Annotated in this window: 22 protein-coding genes; 9 read left to right on the top strand and 13 right to left on the bottom strand. The window is 70.2% G+C overall.

The window, feature by feature from the left end; translation table 11 throughout:
- Positions 1 to 119: 119 nt before the first annotated feature.
- Positions 120 to 341, bottom strand: a complete 222-nt coding sequence (locus FQY64_RS00110; RefSeq protein WP_146471671.1) for a DUF378 domain-containing protein — start codon at positions 339 to 341, stop codon at positions 120 to 122.
- 26 nt (positions 342 to 367) lie between these two features.
- On the bottom strand, positions 368 to 916 hold the full coding sequence (locus tag FQY64_RS00105; protein ID WP_146471670.1) for a fasciclin domain-containing protein: 549 nt from the start codon (positions 914 to 916) through the stop codon (positions 368 to 370).
- An 80-nt stretch (positions 917 to 996) separates the two neighbouring features.
- On the opposite strand from FQY64_RS00105, the gene FQY64_RS00100 reads away from it, so the two are divergent.
- On the top strand, positions 997 to 1,902 hold the full coding sequence (locus tag FQY64_RS00100; protein ID WP_146471669.1) for a MerR family transcriptional regulator: 906 nt from the start codon (positions 997 to 999) through the stop codon (positions 1,900 to 1,902).
- A gap of 97 nt (positions 1,903 to 1,999) precedes the next feature.
- Here the strand turns inward: FQY64_RS00100 and FQY64_RS00095 are convergent, their stop codons facing one another.
- Positions 2,000 to 3,277: a sensor histidine kinase gene (locus FQY64_RS00095; protein WP_146471668.1), complete on the bottom strand. Its 1,278-nt coding sequence runs from the start codon at positions 3,275 to 3,277 to the stop codon at positions 2,000 to 2,002.
- 9 nt (positions 3,278 to 3,286) lie between these two features.
- Entirely contained in the window at positions 3,287 to 3,997 is a 711-nt protein-coding gene (locus tag FQY64_RS00090) for a response regulator transcription factor (RefSeq protein ID WP_146471667.1), read from the bottom strand.
- Positions 3,998 to 4,106: 109 nt separating this feature from the next.
- On the opposite strand from FQY64_RS00090, the gene FQY64_RS00085 reads away from it, so the two are divergent.
- Together FQY64_RS00085 and FQY64_RS00080 are read left to right on the top strand one after the other, a co-directional pair.
- Entirely contained in the window at positions 4,107 to 4,445 is a 339-nt protein-coding gene (locus tag FQY64_RS00085; RefSeq protein ID WP_146471666.1) for a DMT family protein, read from the top strand.
- A 67-nt stretch (positions 4,446 to 4,512) separates the two neighbouring features.
- A complete protein-coding gene (locus tag FQY64_RS00080; protein ID WP_146471665.1) occupies positions 4,513 to 4,815 on the top strand; it encodes an Mpo1-like protein in 303 nt (100 codons plus the stop codon).
- 97 nt (positions 4,816 to 4,912) lie between these two features.
- Here the strand turns inward: FQY64_RS00080 and mazG are convergent, their stop codons facing one another.
- From mazG to nudE, 3 genes are all read right to left on the bottom strand, one after another.
- Positions 4,913 to 5,746, bottom strand: a complete 834-nt coding sequence (mazG, locus tag FQY64_RS00075) for a nucleoside triphosphate pyrophosphohydrolase (protein ID WP_386112955.1) — start codon at positions 5,744 to 5,746, stop codon at positions 4,913 to 4,915.
- 182 nt (positions 5,747 to 5,928) lie between these two features.
- Entirely contained in the window at positions 5,929 to 6,723 is a 795-nt protein-coding gene (gene cysQ / locus FQY64_RS00070) for a 3'(2'),5'-bisphosphate nucleotidase CysQ (RefSeq protein WP_425476666.1), read from the bottom strand.
- The gene (nudE, locus tag FQY64_RS00065; protein ID WP_146471662.1) at positions 6,716 to 7,279 is read right to left on the bottom strand and encodes an ADP compounds hydrolase NudE; all 564 of its coding nucleotides are present in this window, start codon (positions 7,277 to 7,279) and stop codon (positions 6,716 to 6,718) included. The genes cysQ and nudE overlap by 8 nt, the downstream gene beginning before the upstream one ends.
- Before the next feature lie 41 nt (positions 7,280 to 7,320).
- Between nudE and bioA the strand changes: the two genes are divergently transcribed.
- From bioA to FQY64_RS00040, 5 genes are all read left to right on the top strand, one after another.
- Positions 7,321 to 8,733 carry an adenosylmethionine--8-amino-7-oxononanoate transaminase gene (bioA, locus tag FQY64_RS00060; protein WP_146471661.1) on the top strand — a complete coding sequence of 471 codons (1,413 nt, stop codon included), beginning with the start codon at positions 7,321 to 7,323 and terminating at the stop codon, positions 8,731 to 8,733.
- Entirely contained in the window at positions 8,730 to 9,464 is a 735-nt protein-coding gene (locus FQY64_RS00055; RefSeq protein WP_146471660.1) for a 16S rRNA (uracil(1498)-N(3))-methyltransferase, read from the top strand. The genes bioA and FQY64_RS00055 overlap by 4 nt, the downstream gene beginning before the upstream one ends.
- Positions 9,465 to 9,604: 140 nt before the next feature.
- Complete coding sequence (mgtE, locus tag FQY64_RS00050; protein WP_146471659.1) at positions 9,605 to 10,966, top strand: magnesium transporter; 1,362 nt, start codon at positions 9,605 to 9,607, stop codon at positions 10,964 to 10,966.
- Positions 10,967 to 10,993: 27 nt separating this feature from the next.
- Complete coding sequence (locus FQY64_RS00045) at positions 10,994 to 11,485, top strand: hypothetical protein (protein ID WP_146471658.1); 492 nt, start codon at positions 10,994 to 10,996, stop codon at positions 11,483 to 11,485.
- A gap of 62 nt (positions 11,486 to 11,547) precedes the next feature.
- A complete protein-coding gene (locus FQY64_RS00040) occupies positions 11,548 to 12,507 on the top strand; it encodes an HDOD domain-containing protein (RefSeq protein ID WP_146471657.1) in 960 nt (319 codons plus the stop codon).
- 206 nt (positions 12,508 to 12,713) lie between these two features.
- On the opposite strand, the gene FQY64_RS00035 is transcribed toward FQY64_RS00040, so the two are convergent.
- From FQY64_RS00035 to FQY64_RS00025, 3 genes are all read right to left on the bottom strand, one after another.
- The gene (locus FQY64_RS00035; RefSeq protein ID WP_146471656.1) at positions 12,714 to 13,616 is read right to left on the bottom strand and encodes an aspartate carbamoyltransferase catalytic subunit; all 903 of its coding nucleotides are present in this window, start codon (positions 13,614 to 13,616) and stop codon (positions 12,714 to 12,716) included.
- Between the two features lie 65 nt (positions 13,617 to 13,681).
- Complete coding sequence (gene ruvX / locus FQY64_RS00030; protein WP_146471655.1) at positions 13,682 to 14,146, bottom strand: Holliday junction resolvase RuvX; 465 nt, start codon at positions 14,144 to 14,146, stop codon at positions 13,682 to 13,684.
- A gap of 5 nt (positions 14,147 to 14,151) precedes the next feature.
- A complete protein-coding gene (locus tag FQY64_RS00025; RefSeq protein WP_146471654.1) occupies positions 14,152 to 14,718 on the bottom strand; it encodes a YqgE/AlgH family protein in 567 nt (188 codons plus the stop codon).
- A 278-nt stretch (positions 14,719 to 14,996) separates the two neighbouring features.
- On the opposite strand from FQY64_RS00025, the gene FQY64_RS00020 reads away from it, so the two are divergent.
- Positions 14,997 to 17,558: a TonB-dependent receptor plug domain-containing protein gene (locus FQY64_RS00020; RefSeq protein ID WP_229814828.1), complete on the top strand. Its 2,562-nt coding sequence runs from the start codon at positions 14,997 to 14,999 to the stop codon at positions 17,556 to 17,558.
- 171 nt (positions 17,559 to 17,729) lie between these two features.
- Here the strand turns inward: FQY64_RS00020 and FQY64_RS00015 are convergent, their stop codons facing one another.
- The 3 genes from FQY64_RS00015 to FQY64_RS00005 all read right to left on the bottom strand — a co-directional run.
- Positions 17,730 to 17,966 (bottom strand): hypothetical protein, encoded by a 237-nt coding sequence (locus FQY64_RS00015; protein ID WP_146471652.1) that lies wholly within the window; start codon positions 17,964 to 17,966, stop codon positions 17,730 to 17,732.
- Positions 17,967 to 18,370: 404 nt separating this feature from the next.
- Positions 18,371 to 18,763, bottom strand: coding sequence for a hypothetical protein (locus FQY64_RS00010; protein ID WP_146471651.1), 393 nt, complete (start codon positions 18,761 to 18,763; stop codon positions 18,371 to 18,373).
- Between the two features lie 25 nt (positions 18,764 to 18,788).
- On the bottom strand, positions 18,789 to 19,465 hold a 677-nt coding region (locus FQY64_RS00005; protein WP_146471650.1), incomplete at its 5' end, for an RHS repeat-associated core domain-containing protein.

Here is a 19,465-nt window from a genome sequence, read left to right as displayed (position 1 = left end):
CAGCGCCGCCCGCGCCTGCTGCGAGCGTACGGCCCCGGGCGGTCCAGCCGCGCGGCGTGTGCAGACGGCGCGACGCCGGCCGCGCTGCCGCGACCGGCGTCGAAGGGGCCACGCGCGCGTTACGCGCTGCGAACGACGTCGGCGCGCGATCCGGGGCGTGCGAGCGCGGCGATCTGCCACAGCGCCGACAGCCCGACCAGCCCGTACACCACGCGGGACAGGAGCGCGTCCTGGCCGCCGAACAGCGCCGCGACCAGATCGAACTGGAACGCGCCGACCAGTCCCCAGTTGAGGCCGCCGATCACCAGCAGGCCCAGCGTCACGAAATTCAGGCTCTTCATTGCGGTTCTCCGGATGAGATGGATGCTCAGCCCTCGGGCAGGAGCACCTTGTCGATCACGTGGATCACGCCGTTGCTGGCGGCCACGTCGGCAGCGACCACGCGGGCGCCGTCCACGGTCACCGCGCCGTCGCGGGCGCGGATCGCCAGGGCGCCGCCCTGTACGGTGGTGGCGGAGTCCAGCTTCGCCGCCTGGCTCGCGCTGACCCGGCCGGGCACCACGTGGTAGGTGAGGATCGCGACCAGTTTCCGGCGGTTCTCCGGCTTCAGTAGCTCCTCCAGCGTGCCCGGCGGCAGCGCCGCGAAGGCCGCGTCGGTGGGCGCGAACACGGTGAACGGACCGGGCCCTTTCAGCGTCTCGACCAGGCCCGCCGCGTTCAGCGCGGCGGCGAGGGTCTTGAACTGGCCGCCGCGGACGGCGGTATCGACGATGTCGGCGCGCGGCTGGGTTTGCGCCCGGCCGCCGTGGGCGGTGCCGCCGTCGGCGGTCGCCGCAACGGCGACGGATGCCGGGCAGGCCAAGGCAAGCGCGCAGGCGAGCGCGGGGATTCGGAACAGGGCGGTGCGGGAAGCCATGGAGTTCTCCGGAAGGGGTGGAACGAAGCGGACTCTGCACCCCCGGCCGTTAGACAGACGTACAACAACGGCTTGTACAAATGCTGTACGTTCGCGCCATGTACCCGATCAAGGTCGCCGCCCAGCTCGCCGGACTGAGCACCGAGACCCTGCGCGCCTGGGAGCGCCGGCATGGCGCGATCCGCCCGGTGCGCGACGCCAACGGGCGTCGCCTGTACGACCCCGCGGCGATCGAGCGGCTCTCGCGGCTGCACCGGCTGACCAGCCGCGGCCACCCGATCCGCGATCTGGCCGCGCTCGACGATGCCGCGCTCGACCGCCTGCTGGACGAGGGCCGTCGGGCCGCCTACGGGGGCGTGGAGACGCTGCCGTCGCGGCTGCTCGATGCCGTCGCCGACTACCGCGTCGACGAATTCGACCGCGACCTGTCGGTGGCGATCGCCACCCTGCCGATGCCGGTCCTGCTGGAGCGCGTGGTCATGCCGCTGCTGCGGGAAGTGGGACTGCGCTGGGCCGACGGCCGGCTCGCGGTCGCCCAGGAGCGCCTGGTCAGCAGCCTGCTGCGCATGCGACTGCTCGCGGTGCTCAATCCTCCGCCGCGCGAACGGCGGCGCCGGGTGCTGTTCGCGACGCTGCCGGGCGAAGGCCACGAACTCGGTCTGATCGGCGCCGCGCTGCAGGCGCACGAAGCGGGCCTGCCGGTGCTCTACCTCGGCACCGAACTGCCGGCAGTGGAGATCGCGCGGGTGGCGTCCAAGCTCGGCGCCGCGGGCGTCGCGCTGAGCTCGGTGGACCCGCAGCAGGCGCGCGTGGCGCTGGAGGAGCTGCGTCGGCTCGATGCCGCGCTGGCGCCCGACGTGCCGGTCTGGCTCGGCGGCGCCAACGCGCGCTATCTCGCCGAGGAATTGCGATCGGCGCGGATACGGGCGGTGGACGATGCCGCGGCGGTGGCACGAAGTTTCCGACCGCGCGCAGGCCGCGCCTGACCGGCGCCTCCAGGCGCGCCGGAGCGTTGCGTCCTGAGGAAGGGGCGAAGGGTCCAAGGGCGGCCGTCGATCGCCCTCGACGGCGCGTTTCGTCGCGTCACTTGGGCGATGCGAAGCGGATCGTCGCCACCGTGCCCTGCCCGAGCGTGCTGCTCAGCTCCACCGGCCAGCCGAACCGCTCGCCGAGCCGGCGGACGATCGACAGCCCCATGCCTTTGCCCGAATTCTCGGCCACCTGGGCGCGGTAGAACGGATCGAACGCCCGCGCCAGCGTTTCTTCCGACATGCCGATGCCGGTGTCGCGGATCTCGATGCGATCGGCGTACATGTGCACGCTGACCGCGCCGCGATCGGTGAAGCGCACCGCGTTGCTCAGCAGGTTGCCGACCATCACCCGCAGCACGTGCGGCGGCGCCACCAGCCGCGGCGCGCCTTCGTCGTGCACGTGCAGTTCCACCGGCTTGCCGGCCAGCAGCGGCTGCACGCGTTCGACCTCGTCGGCCACCACGTCGGCGACCGCGAACTCCTCGGTCTGCGGCTGGATGTCGGCCTCGCGCGCGAGGATCAGGAAGGCGTCGATCACCGCCTCCATGTCGCGCCCGGCGCGTTGCACGCGACCCAGCGACCGTACCGCGCGCGGCGGCATTTCGGGATCGGCCATCATCAGGTCGGTCGCGACGCGGATCACGGTCAGCGGCGTGCGCAGTTCGTGACTGGCGTCGCGGGTGAACTCGCGCTCGCGCTGGACGAAGTCCGCCACCCGCGCGGCCAGCCCGCGCAGCGCGGTCGCCAGCGAATGGACCTCGCTGCCGGCCTCCGCCGGCAGGTTGCTCGGCACGAGGGCGCGCGGGTCGGGCCCGCGCGGATCCCAGCGCGCCACCTCCTCGGCCAGCCAGCTCACCGGCGCCACCAGCCGTTTGGAGGTGCGGTAGGTCAGCCACGACAGCAGATAGGTGACCAGCAGCGAGAGCGCGATCGCCACGATCCCCATCAGCAGGGTGCTGCGGGTGGCGAAGAAATCGTCGAGCAGCAGGTACAGGGTGCCGGCCGGTCGCGCTTCGACGCGCACCACGCGGCCGTCGTCCAGCCGGTGCGTCCCGGGCGCCAGCGCGCGCAGTTCCTGCGGAATCCCGGTGAGCGGCGCGCCGGGCGTGCGCAGGTATCCGCGGATGCTGGCGGCCTGCGGCGGGGTGAACGACGGATCGCGGGCCCGGTGCGTCCAGAACTCGCGCGCCTCGACGTCGAGGCGCTGCTGCATCAGGTGTTCGCGGATCGCCCAGCCCGCGATCACGATGCCGACCGTGATCGCGATGCTGGCCACGAACGCCTGCAGGATGAAAGCGACCTTGATCTTGCGTGGCAGTCCCTGGGGCATGAGGGACGACTACTCCGGCGGCTGCGAGATGTCCGCAATACGGTAGCCGGCGCTCTGTACCGTGTGGAGTAGAGGCTTGTCGAAGGGTTTGTCGATGGTCTTGCGCAGGTTGTACAGGTGACTGCGCAGGGTGTCCGAGTCCGGCAGGCTGTTGCCCCAGATCTCGCGCTCGATCTCCTGCCGGCTCACCACGCGCGGCGACTCGCGCATCAGGATCGTGAGCAGGCGCAGGCCGATCGGCGAGAGCTGCAGTTCGACACCGCCGCGGGTCACGCGCAGCGATGCCGGATCGAGCACCAGGTCGGCGACCTTCAGCACCTCGCCGCCCACCTGCTTGCGCTCGCGGCGGATCAGCGCGCGCAGGCGCGCTTCCAGCTCCTGGATCGCGAACGGCTTGGTGAGGTAGTCGTCGGCACCGGCGCCGAGACCGGTGAGCTTCTCGTCGAGCGTGTCGCGCGCGGTCAGCATCAGCACCGGCGTCGACTTGCGGGCCTCGCTGCGCAGGCGGCGGCAGACCTCGATGCCGTCCAGACGCGGCAGCATCAGGTCGAGCACCACCACGTCGTAGCTGTTCTCGGCGGCCAGACGGTAGCCGTCGAGGCCATCGCCGGCGTAGTCGACCTCGAAACCGCGGCCCTCCAGGTATTCGCCCACCATCTCGGAAATGTTGCGGTTGTCCTCGACGATGAGCACCAGGCCGCCGTCACGCTGCATCTGCATGGCATCGACTCCTCTGAGCGTCTTCAGTTTTGTGAAGGCTGCCCGCCCCCGTGTTGAGGCGGCGTGAACGGGGGGCTAGTGTCGCGTGCTCCCTCCCCGGACCCCGCCCATGCTCGAACGCCTGCTTCCCGTGCTGCTGCTGACCGGCTCCAACGTGTTCATGACCTTCGCCTGGTACGGCCATCTGCGCTACCGGCACGTGGCCTTGCCGCTGGTGATACTGACCAGTTGGGGCATCGCGTTCTTCGAATACTGCCTGATGGTGCCGGCCAACCGCATGGGCGCGGCGGTGTACTCCGCGCCCCAGCTCAAGGGCATGCAGGAGGTGATCACCCTGCTGGTGTTCGCCTGCTTCTCGGCGCTGTACCTGGGGCAGCCGCTGAAGTGGAACCACTGGGCGGGGTTCGCCCTGATCGTGGCGGCGGCGTGGCTGATCTTCCTGGACTGACGGGCGGCTACCGCGCGCACGGCGCCCGTCGCATGATGGCGCCGCGAAAGGATCCCCGGAGCCGTCCATGCCACGCTTCGCCAGCTTCCGCGAGTTCTACCCGTTCTACCTCAGCGAGCACGCCAACCGCACCAGCCGGCGGCTGCATTTCATCGGCAGTTGCGGCGTGCTGGTGTTCCTCGCGCTTGCGATCGTGCAGCGCGAACCGTGGTGGCTGCTGGCGATGCCGGTGTGCGGCTACGGCTTCGCCTGGGTGGGGCACTTCGTGTTCGAGAAGAACCGGCCGGCGACGTTCCGTCATCCGGTCTGGTCGCTGATGGGCGACTGGGTGATGTTCAAGGACATCCTCACCGGCCGCATCCGCTTCTGAGCCGCCGCGCAGCGGTCGGCAGGAGCGGCTTCAGCCGCGACAACGCTGCGCCGCTCTCTCCCGGATCGCGGCTGAAGCCGCTCTACGGGATTTGCGGTCAGCGCCCGGCCGCCTTGGCGCGGTCCCACAGCGCCTCCTGCGCGTCGAGATCGAGTTCCGCCAGCGCGCGACCTTCGGCCTGCGCCAGCGCCTCCATCGCGCGGAAGCGGTGCTCGAACTTCAGGTTGGCGCGCCGCAGCGCGGCGCCGGGATCGACGCCGGCGTGGCGCGCCAGGTTGGCGCACACGAACAGCAGATCGCCGATCTCGTCCTCCAGGCGCGCCTGCGCCTGCGCATCGCCCGCCGCCTTCGCCGCGAACTCGGCGCGCACTTCCTCGATCTCCTCGTGCAGCTTGGCGATCACCGGCTGCACGCCCGGCCAGTCGAAACCCACGCGCGCGGCGCGCTTCTGCAGCTTGATCGCGCGCATCCACTCCGGCAGCCCGCGCGAGATGCCGGCGAGCGCGGAGCCGTCGTTCTCGCCCGCCGCCTCGCGCTCGCGGCGCTTGGTCTCCTCCCACGCCGCGGTCTGCGCCTCGGCGTCGGCGATGTCGGCGTCGCCGAACACGTGCGGATGCCGCCGCACCATCTTGTCGCAGATCGCGGCGACCACGTCGGCGAACGCGAACGCGCCCTGCTCGCGCGCCATCTGCGCGTGGAAGACCACCTGCAGCAAGAGGTCGCCCAGCTCGTCCTTCAGCGCGGCGAGGTCGCCGCGGTCGATCGCGTCGGCGACCTCGTACGCCTCCTCGATCGTGTACGGCGCGATGGTCGCGAAGGTCTGCTCGATGTCCCACGGGCAACCGCGCTCGCGGTCGCGCAGGCGGGCCATGATCTCGAGCAGGCGTTCGATCGGGTGCGGGTCGGTCATGGTGGGTGGTCTGACAGCCAGGGATCGGCGCGGATGGACACGGATCGACAGCCGTAGGTTGGGCTGAGCGTGGCGAAGCCCAACAAATGGCGGCGGGAAGCCCGGGCACGTTGGGCTTCGCCTTCGGCTCAGCCCAACCTACCGCAAATGGAGATTCGGCGATCGTTGTCCTGATCCGCTTTCGATCCGCGCAGATCGGCGCCTCATTCGCCCAGCCACGCCCGCCACGGCAGCGCGGGATCGCCGAGGGCGAAGAAATCGCCGTTGAGCAGGGTGTCGCGCTGGTTGTAGCGGAACGGGCGGCCGCGCGGATCGATCACGCAGCCGCCCGCGGCTTCCAGCACGGCCTGGCCGGCGGCGGTGTCCCATTCGCAGGTGGGGCCGAAGCGGGGATAGGCGTCGAGCCCGCCCTCGGCGAGGCGGCAGAACTTCAGCGAGGAGCCGAGGTTCACTTCCTCGATCGGCCCCATGCGCGCGATCAGCGCCTCGGTGCGCGCATCGCGGTGCGAGCGGCTGGCGGCGACGCGCAGCGGCGACGTCGCAGGCTGGCGCACGCGCAGCGGCACAGTGATGGTGCCGTCGCGGCGGAACGCGCCGCCGAGCGCGGCGCCGCCGTACCAGACCACACCGGTCACCGGCGCCTGCACCACGCCGAACACGCTGACACCGTCCTCGATCAGCGCGAGGTTCACGGTGAACTCGCCGTTGCGCTTGACGAACTCGCGGGTGCCGTCGAGCGGGTCCACCAGCCACAGCCGATGCCAGCCGCGGCGCACGTGCGGCGGCACCTGGTTCGCCGCTTCCTCCGACAGCACCGGCACGTCCGGCGTCAGCTTCGCCAGCCCGTCGACGATGCAATGATGCGCGGCGAGGTCGGCCGCGGTCAGCGGCGAGGCGTCGCGCTTGTGCTCGACGTCGAACTCGCCGCGATACACGTGCAGGATCGCCTCCGCGGCCGCCTGGGCCACCGCGATCGCGCCCTCGCACAGCTCATCCATCCGCATCGCGTGCTCCCTTCAGCCATTCGCGCGCGATGAACAGCGCGGCGATGCTGCGCCCCTCGCTGAAGTCCTCGCGCAGAATCAGTTCGTGCAATGCATCGAGCCGCCACGGCACCACGTCGAGCGGCTCGGGCTCGTCGCCGGGCAGGCGCTCGGGGTAGAGATCGCGCGCCAGCACCACGTAGGTCTGGTGGCCCATGTAGGTCGGCACCAGCGTGAGCGTGCGCAGCAGGGTCAGCGAACGCGCGCCGTAGCCGGCTTCCTCCTTCAGCTCGCGGTCGGCCGCCTGCAGCGGCGTCTCGCCGGCGTCGATGCGGCCCTTGACCAGCCCCAGCTCGTAACGGTGCACGCCGGCGGCGTATTCGCGCACCAGCAGCACGGTGTCCTTATCGAGCATCGGCACCACGATCACCGCGCCCTGCCCCTGCGGCACGACCCGGTGATAGCGACGGCGCTCGCCGTTGCCGAATTCGAGATCCAGCTCCTCGACCACCCGCCCGTCGGATTCGGTCCGGCGGGTGACGCCGTGGATGGTCGGCAACGCGCGGCTCACCGGCACTCTCCGGCGGCCGGGCGGGCGGCGATAATGGACGGATGCAGACGGCTCCTCACGATCCCCGCATGCTAGCAGAGCGCGACGACGCGGCCGCGTGGCGCGCGCGCGACCTCGCCGTGCTCTGGCACCCGTGCACGCAGATGCGCGAGCACCCCGACACGCTGCCGCTGCTGCCGGTCGAGCGCGGCGAGGGCGCGTGGCTGATCGGCCGCGACGGACGGCGCTATCTCGATGCGATCTCGAGCTGGTGGACCAACATCCACGGCCATGCCGAGCCGCGCATCGCCGAGGCGATCGCGCGACAGGCGCGCACGCTCGAGCACGTGATCCTGGCCGGCGTCTCGCACGCGCCCGCGGTCGAGCTGGCCGAGCGCCTGCTCGCCATCGCCCCGCGCGAGCCCGGCCGCGCGCCGCTGGCCAAGGTGTTCTACGCCGACAACGGCTCGGCGGGCGTGGAAGTGGCGCTGAAGATGGCGTTCCACTGGTTCCGCAATCGCGGCATCGACGGCCGCACGAAGTTCGTCGCGCTGGCGAACGGCTACCACGGCGAGACGCTGGGCGCGCTCGCGGTCGGCGACATCCCGCTCTACCGCCGCGTGTACGCGCCGCTGCTGGCCGAGGCGCTGTTCGCGCCGTCGCCCGACGCCTATCCGTGCGCAGCCGGCGAGACGCCCGCGCAGCGCGCCGACCGTGCCGCCGATGCACTGGCCGCGCTGCTTCAGGCCCACGCCGGCGAAGTCTGCGCGCTGATCCTCGAACCGCTGGTGCAGTGCGCCGGCGGCATGCGCATGCATCACCCGCAGTACCTGCGGCGCGTGCGCGAGCTGTGCGATCGCCACGGCGTGTTCCTGATCGCCGACGAGATCGCGGTCGGGTTCGGCCGCACCGGCACGCTGTTCGCCTGCGAGCAGGCCGGCATCCAGCCCGACCTGATGTGCGTGTCGAAAGGCCTCACCGGCGGCGCGCTACCGCTGGCCGCGGTGCTCGCCACCCAGGCGCTGTACGACGGCTTCCTCGACGACTCGCGCGAGCGCGCGTTCCTGCATTCGCACAGCTACACCGGCAACCCGCTGGCGTGCGCGGCGGCGCTGGCATCGCTCGCCATCTTCGAGCAGGACGAGGTGCTGGCGCGCAACCGCGTCACCGCGCAGGGCATGGCCGAACGGGCGCGCGCGATCGGCGCGCAGCCGCACGTGGCCGACGTGCGCCAGACCGGCATGATCGTCGCCTTCGAGCTGACCCGCGACGGCGACAAGGCCACGCCGTTCGATCCCGCGCGTCGCACCGGCCTGCGCGCCTACCGCGCCGCGCTCGAGCGCGGCGTGCTGCTGCGCCCGCTGGGCGACGTGCTGTACTGGATGCCGCCCTATTGCGTGGACGAGGCCGCGCTCGACCACCTCGCCGAGGTCACTGCCGCCGCGATCCGCATCGCCACCGGAGATCCCGCGTGAGGATCACCCGCGCCTTCGTCGATGCGCCGCTCGCGCCGGGCGTGGAACTCGCGTTGCCCGAGCACGCCGCCAATCACCTCGTGCGCGTGCTGCGCCTGCGCGAAGGCGACCCGTGCGTGCTGTTCAACGGCGACGGCCACGACCACCCGGCGCGGCTGGTCGCCGTCGGCAAGCGCGAAGTCCGCGCGCGGGTCGAAGCGCGCGTCGCGGTCGAGCGCGAATCGCCGTTGCGGCTGGTCCTGCTGCAGGGCGTGGCGCGCGGCGAGAAGATGGATCTGATCCTGCAGAAGGCCACCGAACTGGGCGTGAGCGCGATCCGGCCGCTGTTCTCGGAGCGCAGCGAGGTCCGCCTGGACGAGGCGCGCGCGGAGAAGCGGCTGGCGCACTGGCGGCAGGTGGTCGCCTCCGCCTGCGAGCAGTGCGGGCGCGCGACGGTGCCCGAGGTCGCCGCGCCGGTGCCGCTGCATGAGGCGCTGGTCGCGTTGCCGCACGATGCGTTCGGACTGCTGCTCGATCCGGAAGGCGCGCACGGCCTGCGCACGCTCGCCCTCGACGGGTCGCGGACGCTCTGCCTCGCGGTCGGCCCCGAGGGCGGCTGGTCGCCGCGCGACCGCGAGCACCTGCGGGCCGCCGGCTTCGCCGGACTCCGCCTCGGCCCGCGCGTGCTGCGCACCGAGACCGCGGGCCTCGCGGCGATCGCGGCGCTGCAGGCGCTGTACGGCGACATCTGAACGCGCGTGCCGTGGGCCCGGCGTGCGGATCGCGTCCCGCCCCATTCCCGTCCGTCATCCGCAGCGGCGATAATCGCGACATGAACGCCTGAAGCCGGTCGCATCCCGTCGTGGATGCGGCTCTCGACCCGGAGCGCCGCATGGCCGAAGCCATCCGCCACGACAAGACCGCGCGCCAGCTGCGCCTGCTTTCCGACGCGCTCGACAGCGGCCGCCTCGGTCCGGTGCGGCGGCTGGTCAACACGCTCTCGCCCGCCGAGATCGGCAATCTGCTCGAGTCGTTGCCGCCGGATCAGCGCGCCGTGGTGTGGGGCCTGGTCGATCCGGAGGACGACGGCGAGGTGCTGGTGCACGTCGGCGACGAGGTGCGCGAGAGCCTGCTCGCCGACATGGACACCGACGAGATCGTCGCCGCGGTCGAGGATCTCGACATCGACGACCTTGCCGACCTGGTCGAGGACCTGCCCGACACGGTCATCGACGAGGTGCTCAAGTCGATGGACCGCGAGAACCGCGAGCGCCTCGAACAGGTGCTGTCCTACGACGAGGACACCGCCGGCCGCCTGATGAACCCCGACGTGGTGACGGTGCGCGCCGACACCACCATCGACGTGGTGCTGCGCTACCTGCGCCTGCGCGGCGAGCTGCCGGAGCACACCGACCACCTGTACGTGGTCAACCGCCGCCACCAGTACCTTGGCCGGATCGCGCTGCAGGCGCTGCTCACGCAGGACCCGAACACGCCGATCAACCGCCTGATCGACGACGAACAGCCGGCGATCAACGTCAACGAGTCCTCGGCCGAGGTCGCGCGCAAGTTCTCCGACCACGACTGGATCAGCGCGCCGGTGGTGGACGACAACAACATCCTGCTCGGCCGCATCACCATCGACGACGTGGTCGACATCATCCGCGAGCAGGCCGAGCACCAGGCGCTGGGCGCCGCCGGCCTGGACGAGGATGAGGACCTGTTCAGCCCGATCCGGCGCGCGTTCCGCCGTCGCCTGCTGTGGCTGACGATCAACCTCGGCACCGCGTTCCTCGCCGCCAGCGTGGTCAGCCGCTTCGAGGCCACGATCGAGAAGATCGTCGCGCTCGCGGTGCTGATGCCGATCGTCGCCGGCATGGGCGGCAACGCCGGCACCCAGGTGCTGGCGCTGGCGATCCGCGGCCTGGCGCTCGGCCAGATCGGCGCGTCCAACATGTGGGTGCTGTTGCGCAAGGAGCTGGCGGTGGCGCTCATCAACGGGCTGTCGCTCGGACTGTTCCTCGGCCTGATCGTGCTGGCCTGGTACCGCGACCTCGCGCTGTCGCTGGTGATCGGCACCGCGCTCACGCTCAACCTGCTGGCGGCGGCGAGCGCCGGCGTGCTGGTGCCGGTGACGCTCAAGCGCATGGGTTTCGATCCCGCGCTCGCCGGCGGCGTGATCCTCACCACCGTCACCGACGTGATGGGCTTTCTCACCTTCCTCGGGCTGGCGTCGCTCATCCTGCTGCGCTGACCTCCACCACCACCGACACGCCCGCGCATGACGCCGCACCGCGAACCGACCGTCCTCGAACAACTCACATCACCCGCGAACTGGGCGCAGCTCGCCTGGGCCATGCTGCCGGCGCTGTTCGCGCTGATCGCAGGCGGCTGGGCCGGTGCCGCCGCGGGCGGGCCGGGCGCGATCGCGGGGGCGGTCGGTCTGTTCATCGCCTGGGTGCTGACGATGGGCGCGGCGAAGGCGGTGTCGATCTGGCTCGCGATCGCGGTGCTGGGCTGGCAGGGCCTCCGCCATCTGCGCGGCCGGCCGCACGATGCCGCGTCCGACCGCCGCGCGCAGCGCCTGTTCACGCTGGCGCTGTTCGCCACCGCGACCGTCGTGCTGGTGCCGTGCGCCGTGCTGACCGCGCTGATCGCCTCGCTGGTCGGCGAAGGCGGCTTCGTCGCCGCGGCGTGGCGTCTGCTCGCGGTGGTCGCGGTGCTGGTGCTGGTGGCGCCGCGGTCGCTGCGCGCGGCCGGCATGGCTCCCTGACGGCGCGGACGCTACGCTTGCCCGGCCGGCCTGGCCGGCCGTCGTGCACGCGAGGGGGAGCGATGCTGGGGCGCTGGTGGCCGCGCAGGCGGCAGGACGAGACGATCGCGCGCACGGCGCCGGACGCGGAGGACGCGGGCGATGCGCTTCGACCGCGATGGCTGCGCTGGGTACTGGATCTGCCGGCGGACTCCGCCGGCGCGGATGCGCACGCGCTCGCCGGACCGGCGTCGCCCGACCCGATCGCCGCGGCGATCGACGTCGCCCGCCTGCCGCGCCTGCCCGCCCTGCTGCCGACGCTGCTGGCCGCGCTGCGGCGCGAGGACGTCCGCGCGCAGGCGCTCGCCGACTGCGTCGCACGCGATCCGGTGGTCGCCGGCGAGGTGCTGCGGGTGGCGAACAGCGCGTACTACCGACGCGCGCGCGCGGTCGACGATCTGACCGCGGCGGTCCAGCGCCTGGGACACGATGGCCTCAGGCGCGTCGCGCTCGCGGTGCTGATGCGCCCGATCGCGCAGGGCGAGCGCCTGCCGTCGGGCTCGCGCACGTTCGATCGCCTCTGGATGCACACGCAGCGCCACATGACCGCGTGCGCGCTGCTGGCGCCCGGACGGTGCGACGCATCCGACGTGCAACTGGCGGCGGTGCTCGGGACCACCGGCCTGTCCGCGCTGCTGCGCCACGCGCCGATGCCGGTGCTGATGCGGGCCGCGGTCGAGGAGGCGGCGGCGCTCGAACTGCACCGCGCAGCGGCCCGTCTCACCACCCGCGCCGCACGCCATTGGCGCGTGCCGGACGGCGTGGTCGACGCGCTCGAACAGGCGGCCGAGGGCGACCGTCGCGCCCCGGCCGCCGCGGTGCTCGTCGCCGGCGAACGTCTGGCGATGGCCTCGGTGCTCGGCGAAGACGCCCCGCACGCCGACGCGCTGCCGCTCGCGCTCGATGCCGGAACCTGCCGCGCCGTGATCGCGCGCCTGGCGCAGGAGTTCCCCGAGACCCCCGATACCCCGCAGGCCGGATAAGGCCGCAGGCCATCCGGGGTCGGCCGCAGTCCACAGCCCCGGGTGCGCTTCGCTTACCCGGGCTACTCCGTTGAACCAGCGGTCGTAGCCCGGATAAGGCCGCAGGCCGCATCCGGGGCGGCCAGCCTCCACAGCCCAGGGTGCGCTTCGCTTACCCGGGCTACTCCGCTGGCATGCGTGTTCATCCGCAGACCCGCGGCTGAGCCTCAGCCCAGCAGCGACTCCAGCACCGCCATCCGCACCGCCACACCGTTGTGCACCTGGCGCAGGATCAGCGACTGCGGCCCGTCCGCCACCTCGTCGGTGATCTCCACGCCGCGGTTGATCGGTCCCGGATGCATCACCACCGCGTCCGGCTTCGCGCGGCGCAGGCGCTGCGCGGTCAGGCCGTAGGTGCGGTGGTAGTCCTCCAGCGAACTGACCAGCCCCTCCTCCATCCGCTCGCGCTGCAGGCGCAGCATCATCACCACGTCGACGCCGTCCAGCGCCGCATCCAGATCGTGCGAGACGGCGCAACCGGCCAGCGTGCCGTCGTCGGGCAGCAGCGCCTGCGGCCCACACACGCGGATCTCGCCGGCGCCGAGCGTGCGCAACGCATGCAGGTCCGAGCGCGCGACGCGCGAATGGCGCACGTCGCCGACGATCAGCACGGTCAGCCGCTCGAACGCATCGCCCTTGGCCTGGCGCAGCGTCAGCATGTCCAGCAGGCCCTGGGTCGGATGCGCGCTGCGACCGTCGCCGGCGTTGATCAGCGCGGTGCCCGGCCGCACGCGACGCGCGAGCGCCGCCACCGCACCGTCCTCCGAGTGGCGGACGACGAAGCCGCGCACGCCCATCGCTTCGAGATTCCTCAGCGTGTCGAGCGCGGTCTCGCCCTTGCGGGTGGACGAGGTCGAGGCGTCGAAGTTCAGCACGTCGGCGCCCAGCCGCTGCGCGGCGAGATGGAAGCTCATGCGCGTGCGGGTGGAGGGCTCGAAGAACAGCGTGCAGACCGCGGTGCCGGCGAGCGAGCCGCGCAGGTCGTGGCCCTCCGCGAACAACTGGGCGCGATCGAGCAGAGCCAGGATGCGTTCGCGCGGCATCCCGTCGAGAGTGAGCAGATGGGGCATGGCAGGGGCGATGGCCGGGACCGCGCGATTCTACTGCCCACCGCGGCCACGCCCGCGGGCGGGCGCTAGTTCTCCAGCGCCCGCGCGTCCTGCGGCGCGGCCAGCCAGCGCTCGACGATCACCGCCGCCGCCACCGCATCCAGCGCATCCGCATCGCGCCGGCGCTTGCGCCCTTGCGCGCGTTCCACCGCGAAGCGCTGGGCCGCCTCGATCGAACTGGCGCGTTCGTCGACCAGCAGCACCGGCAGACGGAAACGCACCTGCAGTTCGCGCGCGAACGCATGCGCACGCGTGCGCGAGGGCTGCTCGCCGCCGTCGAGCGTCATCGGGTCGCCGACGATGAAACCGTCGGGCCGCCACTCGCGGAACAACCGCTCGATCGCGCCCCAGTCCGGGCCGTGCGCATGCACGTCGACCACCGCCAGCGCGCGCGCGCCGTGACCGAACGTGCTGCCGACGGCCACACCGATGCGACGCGCGCCGACGTCGAAGCCGAGCACGGTGCCGCCGTCGCGGATGGCGCCGGGCATACGGCTCAGGCGTGCCCGGTGTAGTCCGCGAGGTGGGCGAAATCCACCCCGATGCGTCCGGCCGCCGCCTGCCAGCGGGTCTCCAGCGGCAGGGTGAACAGCAGTTCGGAATCGGCCGGCGCGGTCAGCCAGTCGTTCTCGGCCAGTTCCTTCTCCAACTGGCCCGGCGCCCAGCCGGCGCAGCCCAGCGCCACCAGCGCGTGGTCGGGCCCCTCGCCGGCCGCCATCGATTCGAGGATGTCGCGCGAAGTGGTGAGATACAGCCCGCCGCCGATGGCGACCGTCGAAGTCCAGCGCACGCCGCCGTCGTGCAGCACGAAGCCGCGCTCCTGGTGCACCGGCCCGCCGGCCAGCACCGCCTGGCCGCGCACCGCCGGATCGCCGCCCTCGATGCCCATCTGGCTGAGCACGTCGCCCAGCGTGTATTCCGAGGGCCGGTTGACCACGATGCCCAGCGCCCCGTCCTCGTCGTGCTGGCAGATCAGGGCCACGCTGCGGGAGAAGTTGGTCTGCGCCAGCGCGGGCAAGGCGATCAGGAGCTGGCGGGTCAGCGGAGTGGGTTCTTGCTGCATGGCGGGATTCTAGCCTTGGCGCCGAGGCGGCCGGTGACGCCCCCTTCGCTTCCAGTATCGGCGCGGCGCGCCCCGGCTTGACGCCCGCGCTCGCCCCACCCCATGCGCCCGGCCGGGCGGCTTGCGCGCCGGATTCGTTCGATGTTAAGACGCCCTTAAGGAATACGGACAGGGGCGGCAAAGTCACACGGACGCGTCACAACCGATTCATCCAACACGATGAGGGGTAGGAGATGAGGGCGAACACGCACGCTCAACGGCGCCTCGGGCGCCATTCGTTGGCACTGGGCATCCGCCTGGCTCTGGCGACCACCGTGCTGTCGGTGGCCGGCGTGGCCGGCGCGCAGGAGACACCCGCGCCGCAGACAGGCGAAGAGGGGGCCACCACCCTCGAGACCGTCTCGGTGCTCGGCTCGCGCACCAAGCCGCGCACGGAAGCCACCTCGGCGGTTCCGATCGACATCCTCGACGGCCAGGAATTCCACAACCAGCCGTCGGTCGACGTACTCGACAAGCTGCGCGTGATGGTGCCGTCGTTCAACGTCAGCACCATTCCCATCGACGACGCCGCCACGCTCGTGCGTCCGGCCAACCTGCGCGGCCTGCCGCCGGACAACACGCTGATCCTGGTGAACGGCAAGCGCCGCCACCGCTCGGCGGTCATCACCTTCCTCGGCCACGGCCTGTCCGACGGCGCGCAGGGCCCGGACATCTCGGTCTTCCCCTCGCTGGCGCTGGAACAGGTCGAAGTGCTGCGCGACGGCGCCGCGGCACAGTACGGCTCGGACGCCATCGCCGGCGTGATCAACTTCGGCCTGCGCAGCCGCCGCGAAGGCGGCACCTTCGAGGCGTTCGCCGGCGAGTACTACGAAGGCGACGGCTTCACCCAGCAGTACAGCGCGCAGATCGGCCTGCCGCTCACCGAGAACGGCTTCGCCACCCTTACCGCCGAGTGGCGCACGGCCGATGCCACCTCGCGCAGCGTGCAGCGCGACGACGCCGCCGCGGTCGCCGCAGCCGGGTACCCCGGCGTGCGCAACCCGGCGCAGATCTGGGGCTCGCCGGAAACCGACAAGGACCACAAGTTCGTCGCCAACATGGCGATCTCGACCGACACGGTGGATATCTACGCGTTCGGCAACTACGCGCGGCGCGAAGTGATCGGCGGCTTCTACTACCGCAATCCGACCACCCGCGGCGGCGTCTACTCCAACGACGGCGGGCAGACGCTGCTGATCGGCTCGCTCAACGGCAATCCGTGCCCGACCATCGCCCTGCGCGACGGCAACGGCAACCTCATCCCGTACTCGGTCGTCGGCCCGCAGGTCTCCGCCCTGCCGGCGCACTGCTTCACCTTCCTGTCGATGTTCCCCGGCGGCTTCACGCCGAACTTCGGCGGCGAAATGGAGGACCGCGCGATCACCGCCGGCGTCAAGGGCGTGTGGGGCGAAGGCTGGCACTGGGACTTCAGCGCCTCCTGGGGCCGCAACGAGATCGACTTCTTCATCCTCAACACGGTCAACGCCTCGCAGGGTCCGAACCAGCCGGCCGGCTTCCGCTTCAACCCGGGCGGTAACGTGCAGACCGAGCGCAACGTGAACTTCGACCTCGGCCACGACATCGAGACCGGCTTCACCGTCGCTCCGATCGCGCTGGCCATGGGCGCCGAGTGGCGCGAGGAAGAATTCGAAGTGATCCAGGGCGACCCGGCCTCGTTCGCCATCGGCCCGCTGACCCAGCAGGGCTTCAGCATCGGCTCCAACGGCTTCCCCGGTTTCAACCCGCGCACCGCCGGCACCTGGAGCCGCGACAACTGGGCGGTCTACGTCGACGCCGAAGCGCGCTTCACCGACCGCTTCCTGCTGGCGGCCGCCGTACGCCACGAGGATTTCAGCGACTTCGGCGGCACCACCAACTGGAAGCTCACCACCCGCTACGACTTCAGCGACACCTTCGCGCTGCGCGCCGCCTTCAGCACCGGGTTCCGCGCGCCGACGCCCGGCCAGTCGAACATCAGCCAGGTCACCACCGCCTTCATCGATGGCGAACTGCGCGATACCGCCACGCTGCCGCCCACCAATCCGGTGGCCGCGTTCTACGGCGGCGAGGCGCTCACGCCGGAGGAATCGCGCAACGCCTCGGTCGGCCTGGTCTGGAACACCGGCGACTGGCAGACCACACTCGACGCGTACCGCATCAAGGTCACCGACCGCATCGCGCGCAGCACGGACTTCACCATCACCGATGCCGACCGCGCCGCGCTGATCGCCGCCGGCGTGCCCGAGGCGGCCACGCTCAGCCGGGTGAACTTCTTCGTCAACGACTTCGACACCACCACCACCGGCATCGACCTGGTCTCCAGCTACACCAGCCAGCATTTCGGCGGCGAGACCACGTACTCGCTGGCAGTGAACTGGAACAAGACCGAGGTCGACGACTTCACGCCGGGCATCATCACCGAGGCGCGCATCAAGAAGCTGGAGGAATCCCTGCCGCGCACCAAGGGCTACTTCAGCATCAACCACCAGCGCGAGGTGTTCCGCGCCAATCTGCGCGTGAGCTACTACGGCTCGTTCTACGAGGATCACCTCGACAGCGACGTGGTGCGCGCGGAAGACGGCGGCCTGCCGATCTACGAAGGCAGCGCCTGGACCGTCGATGCGGAAGTGGGCTGGAAGTTCGCCTCCGGCCTGTACTTCAACATCGGCGCGCAGAACCTGTTCGACGAGGTGCCCGACGAGAACCCGTGGGGCGGCGTCGCCGGCGCGCGTTACGCCGTGCACGCCCCGTACGGCTTCAACGGCGGCTTCTACTACGCCCGCGTCGGCTTCGAGTTCTGACGCACGACCAGCCGCACCGGAAAGCCCCGCGCATGCGGGGCTTTCTTTTGGTTCTTCTCCCAACTGAGGGAGAGGCGCACGGCCGACCCGCCAGAACTGCTCTCCTGCGCATGTCCGTTCTCTCTTAGTGACGGACTCCACCTAACTTCGGTACGGCTCAGCGGGGACAGGTCAGATCGGGTCGATGACGACACGCGGGCTGCCGAGGTGGTCGGGCTGGATGTAGTACAGCCTGTCGTTCGCCGCTGGGTCCTTGGCGATCAGGCCGACCGGCAGGTCGTCCAGCCAGATGACCTCCTGGATCCGAGCGCCGGGGTCGTAGTCGCCAGCCAGCGACCGGCTTCGTCGTAGACGCTGTAGCGCGGGTGGTGCCCACCTAGGGACGGAAAAGTTCGGCTTTGCCGCCACGCCGGTGGTCGATCCTCAACGTGCTCACTCGCCTTCCACCTCCCATGAGAAACCCGGGTTCGGCCTTCGACCTTACCGGGCTACGCTGGCTGACCCCATCTCCCCCAGCCGGTTGGCCGCACCAGACCAATTCGCGTGCGTCAATGGCGGCGGTGTTGCCGACCGACGGCGTTGTAGCGGGTGTGGCGCGACCACCACACAGCCGCCCGCAGGCCCACGGCTAACGTTGCTGCATATGCCTCTGCCAAGAATCACACTCTTGCTGTGCCACCAAAGTTTGAGGTTGTGCGCAGACCATGTTGATAGCGCTTTCCAGCATTTCCGCTTCGATGGCTCGATCTGCTTGACGGCTCGCCCGCAAATGTCGTGATAACAGAGCGTTTATAGCTTCCGTCGCATACCTCTCATTTGCACTTGAGCCAAACTTTTGCAGCGTTGCAATAGTTTTGATATCTCGCGATTGAGCTAGCGTGGCAATTGCCCCCCCCCACCACCTCAGGTGATGGGTCACCCAGAAAACTAGCGGCCACCTTCTCATACTCACCCTCGCGCCGTAGGGCCATCATCTCGCCCGCGACAGTAACAAGAAAGATCTTGTCCCGTACGAATAAGCTCTGCTTTCTCCTGAGCACTTTCCATTCGGTCAGATACTTCTCCTGTGCGGCGCCAGGGTTCTTGGCAAAGTCGATTGCAATTTCCCTTCGAAGATCCTGATGTTCACCATCGATCAATTTCCAGGCATCGCCCCGCTGAGTTTCAATCGAGCACCCAAGCAACCCCACAGCCGCAATGCTCAACGCGATAGCGGTGAAAAGAATGGTTTTACATCGTGGGCGAGTCGAGCAGCTTGTATTCATAGCGAACCTCGGTCCCGGTGTCTCTATATTCGTACTTGTAATCCTTAGCGCTTCGGACGAAATCTCGCGAAAGGATTTCTCCACAACTATCGCGGCATACGTTGTAGTACGAAATATTCAGCGCGTACTCGTCGAAGTAATTATAGGTCGTGGCGTAGCGGAACACGCAGAAGCTACTGTATGAAGAGAGCACACCAAATGGAAACCTTCGAATCCGGCCACGCCCACTCCCTGGGTACTCTCTGGGATCTGGTATGTAGTCTGTGGGCCCCGGGGGTGCAACCCCTGGAACTGGAACGCAAATCCGACGCTCTGTGTACGAAATCACACGCTTGTCGATATAACCGGTCTTCTTGTAATCGCCATCAAACTCAGCCTCAATCCGGCACGCTGCCAGCCCATTGCGATCGAACAGTACCAGGGGATTTGAGAGGGAGTATGCAAAAGTCGCTAGTCCGCCAATCTGTCCAATCGGATCACTCTGCACATACCGCCCCGTCGTCGGCTCGTAATCGCGGAAGTAGTTGTAGTTCAGGCCGCTCGCACTGTCGTAGCGCTGCCCTGGGAAGCGCATGTCGAACACGAAGGCGATGCCGTCGGCGTCGGGGTCCGGGTTGGGTTGATCCGCGCCGAACGCTTCGC

Source organism: Vulcaniibacterium thermophilum, assembly GCF_007923255.1.
In the GTDB taxonomy this organism is placed as follows: domain Bacteria; phylum Pseudomonadota; class Gammaproteobacteria; order Xanthomonadales; family Xanthomonadaceae; genus Lysobacter_F; species Lysobacter_F thermophilum.
The sequence above is the reverse complement of the archived record's forward strand: the minus strand, read 5'-3'. Positions and strand labels throughout refer to the sequence as shown.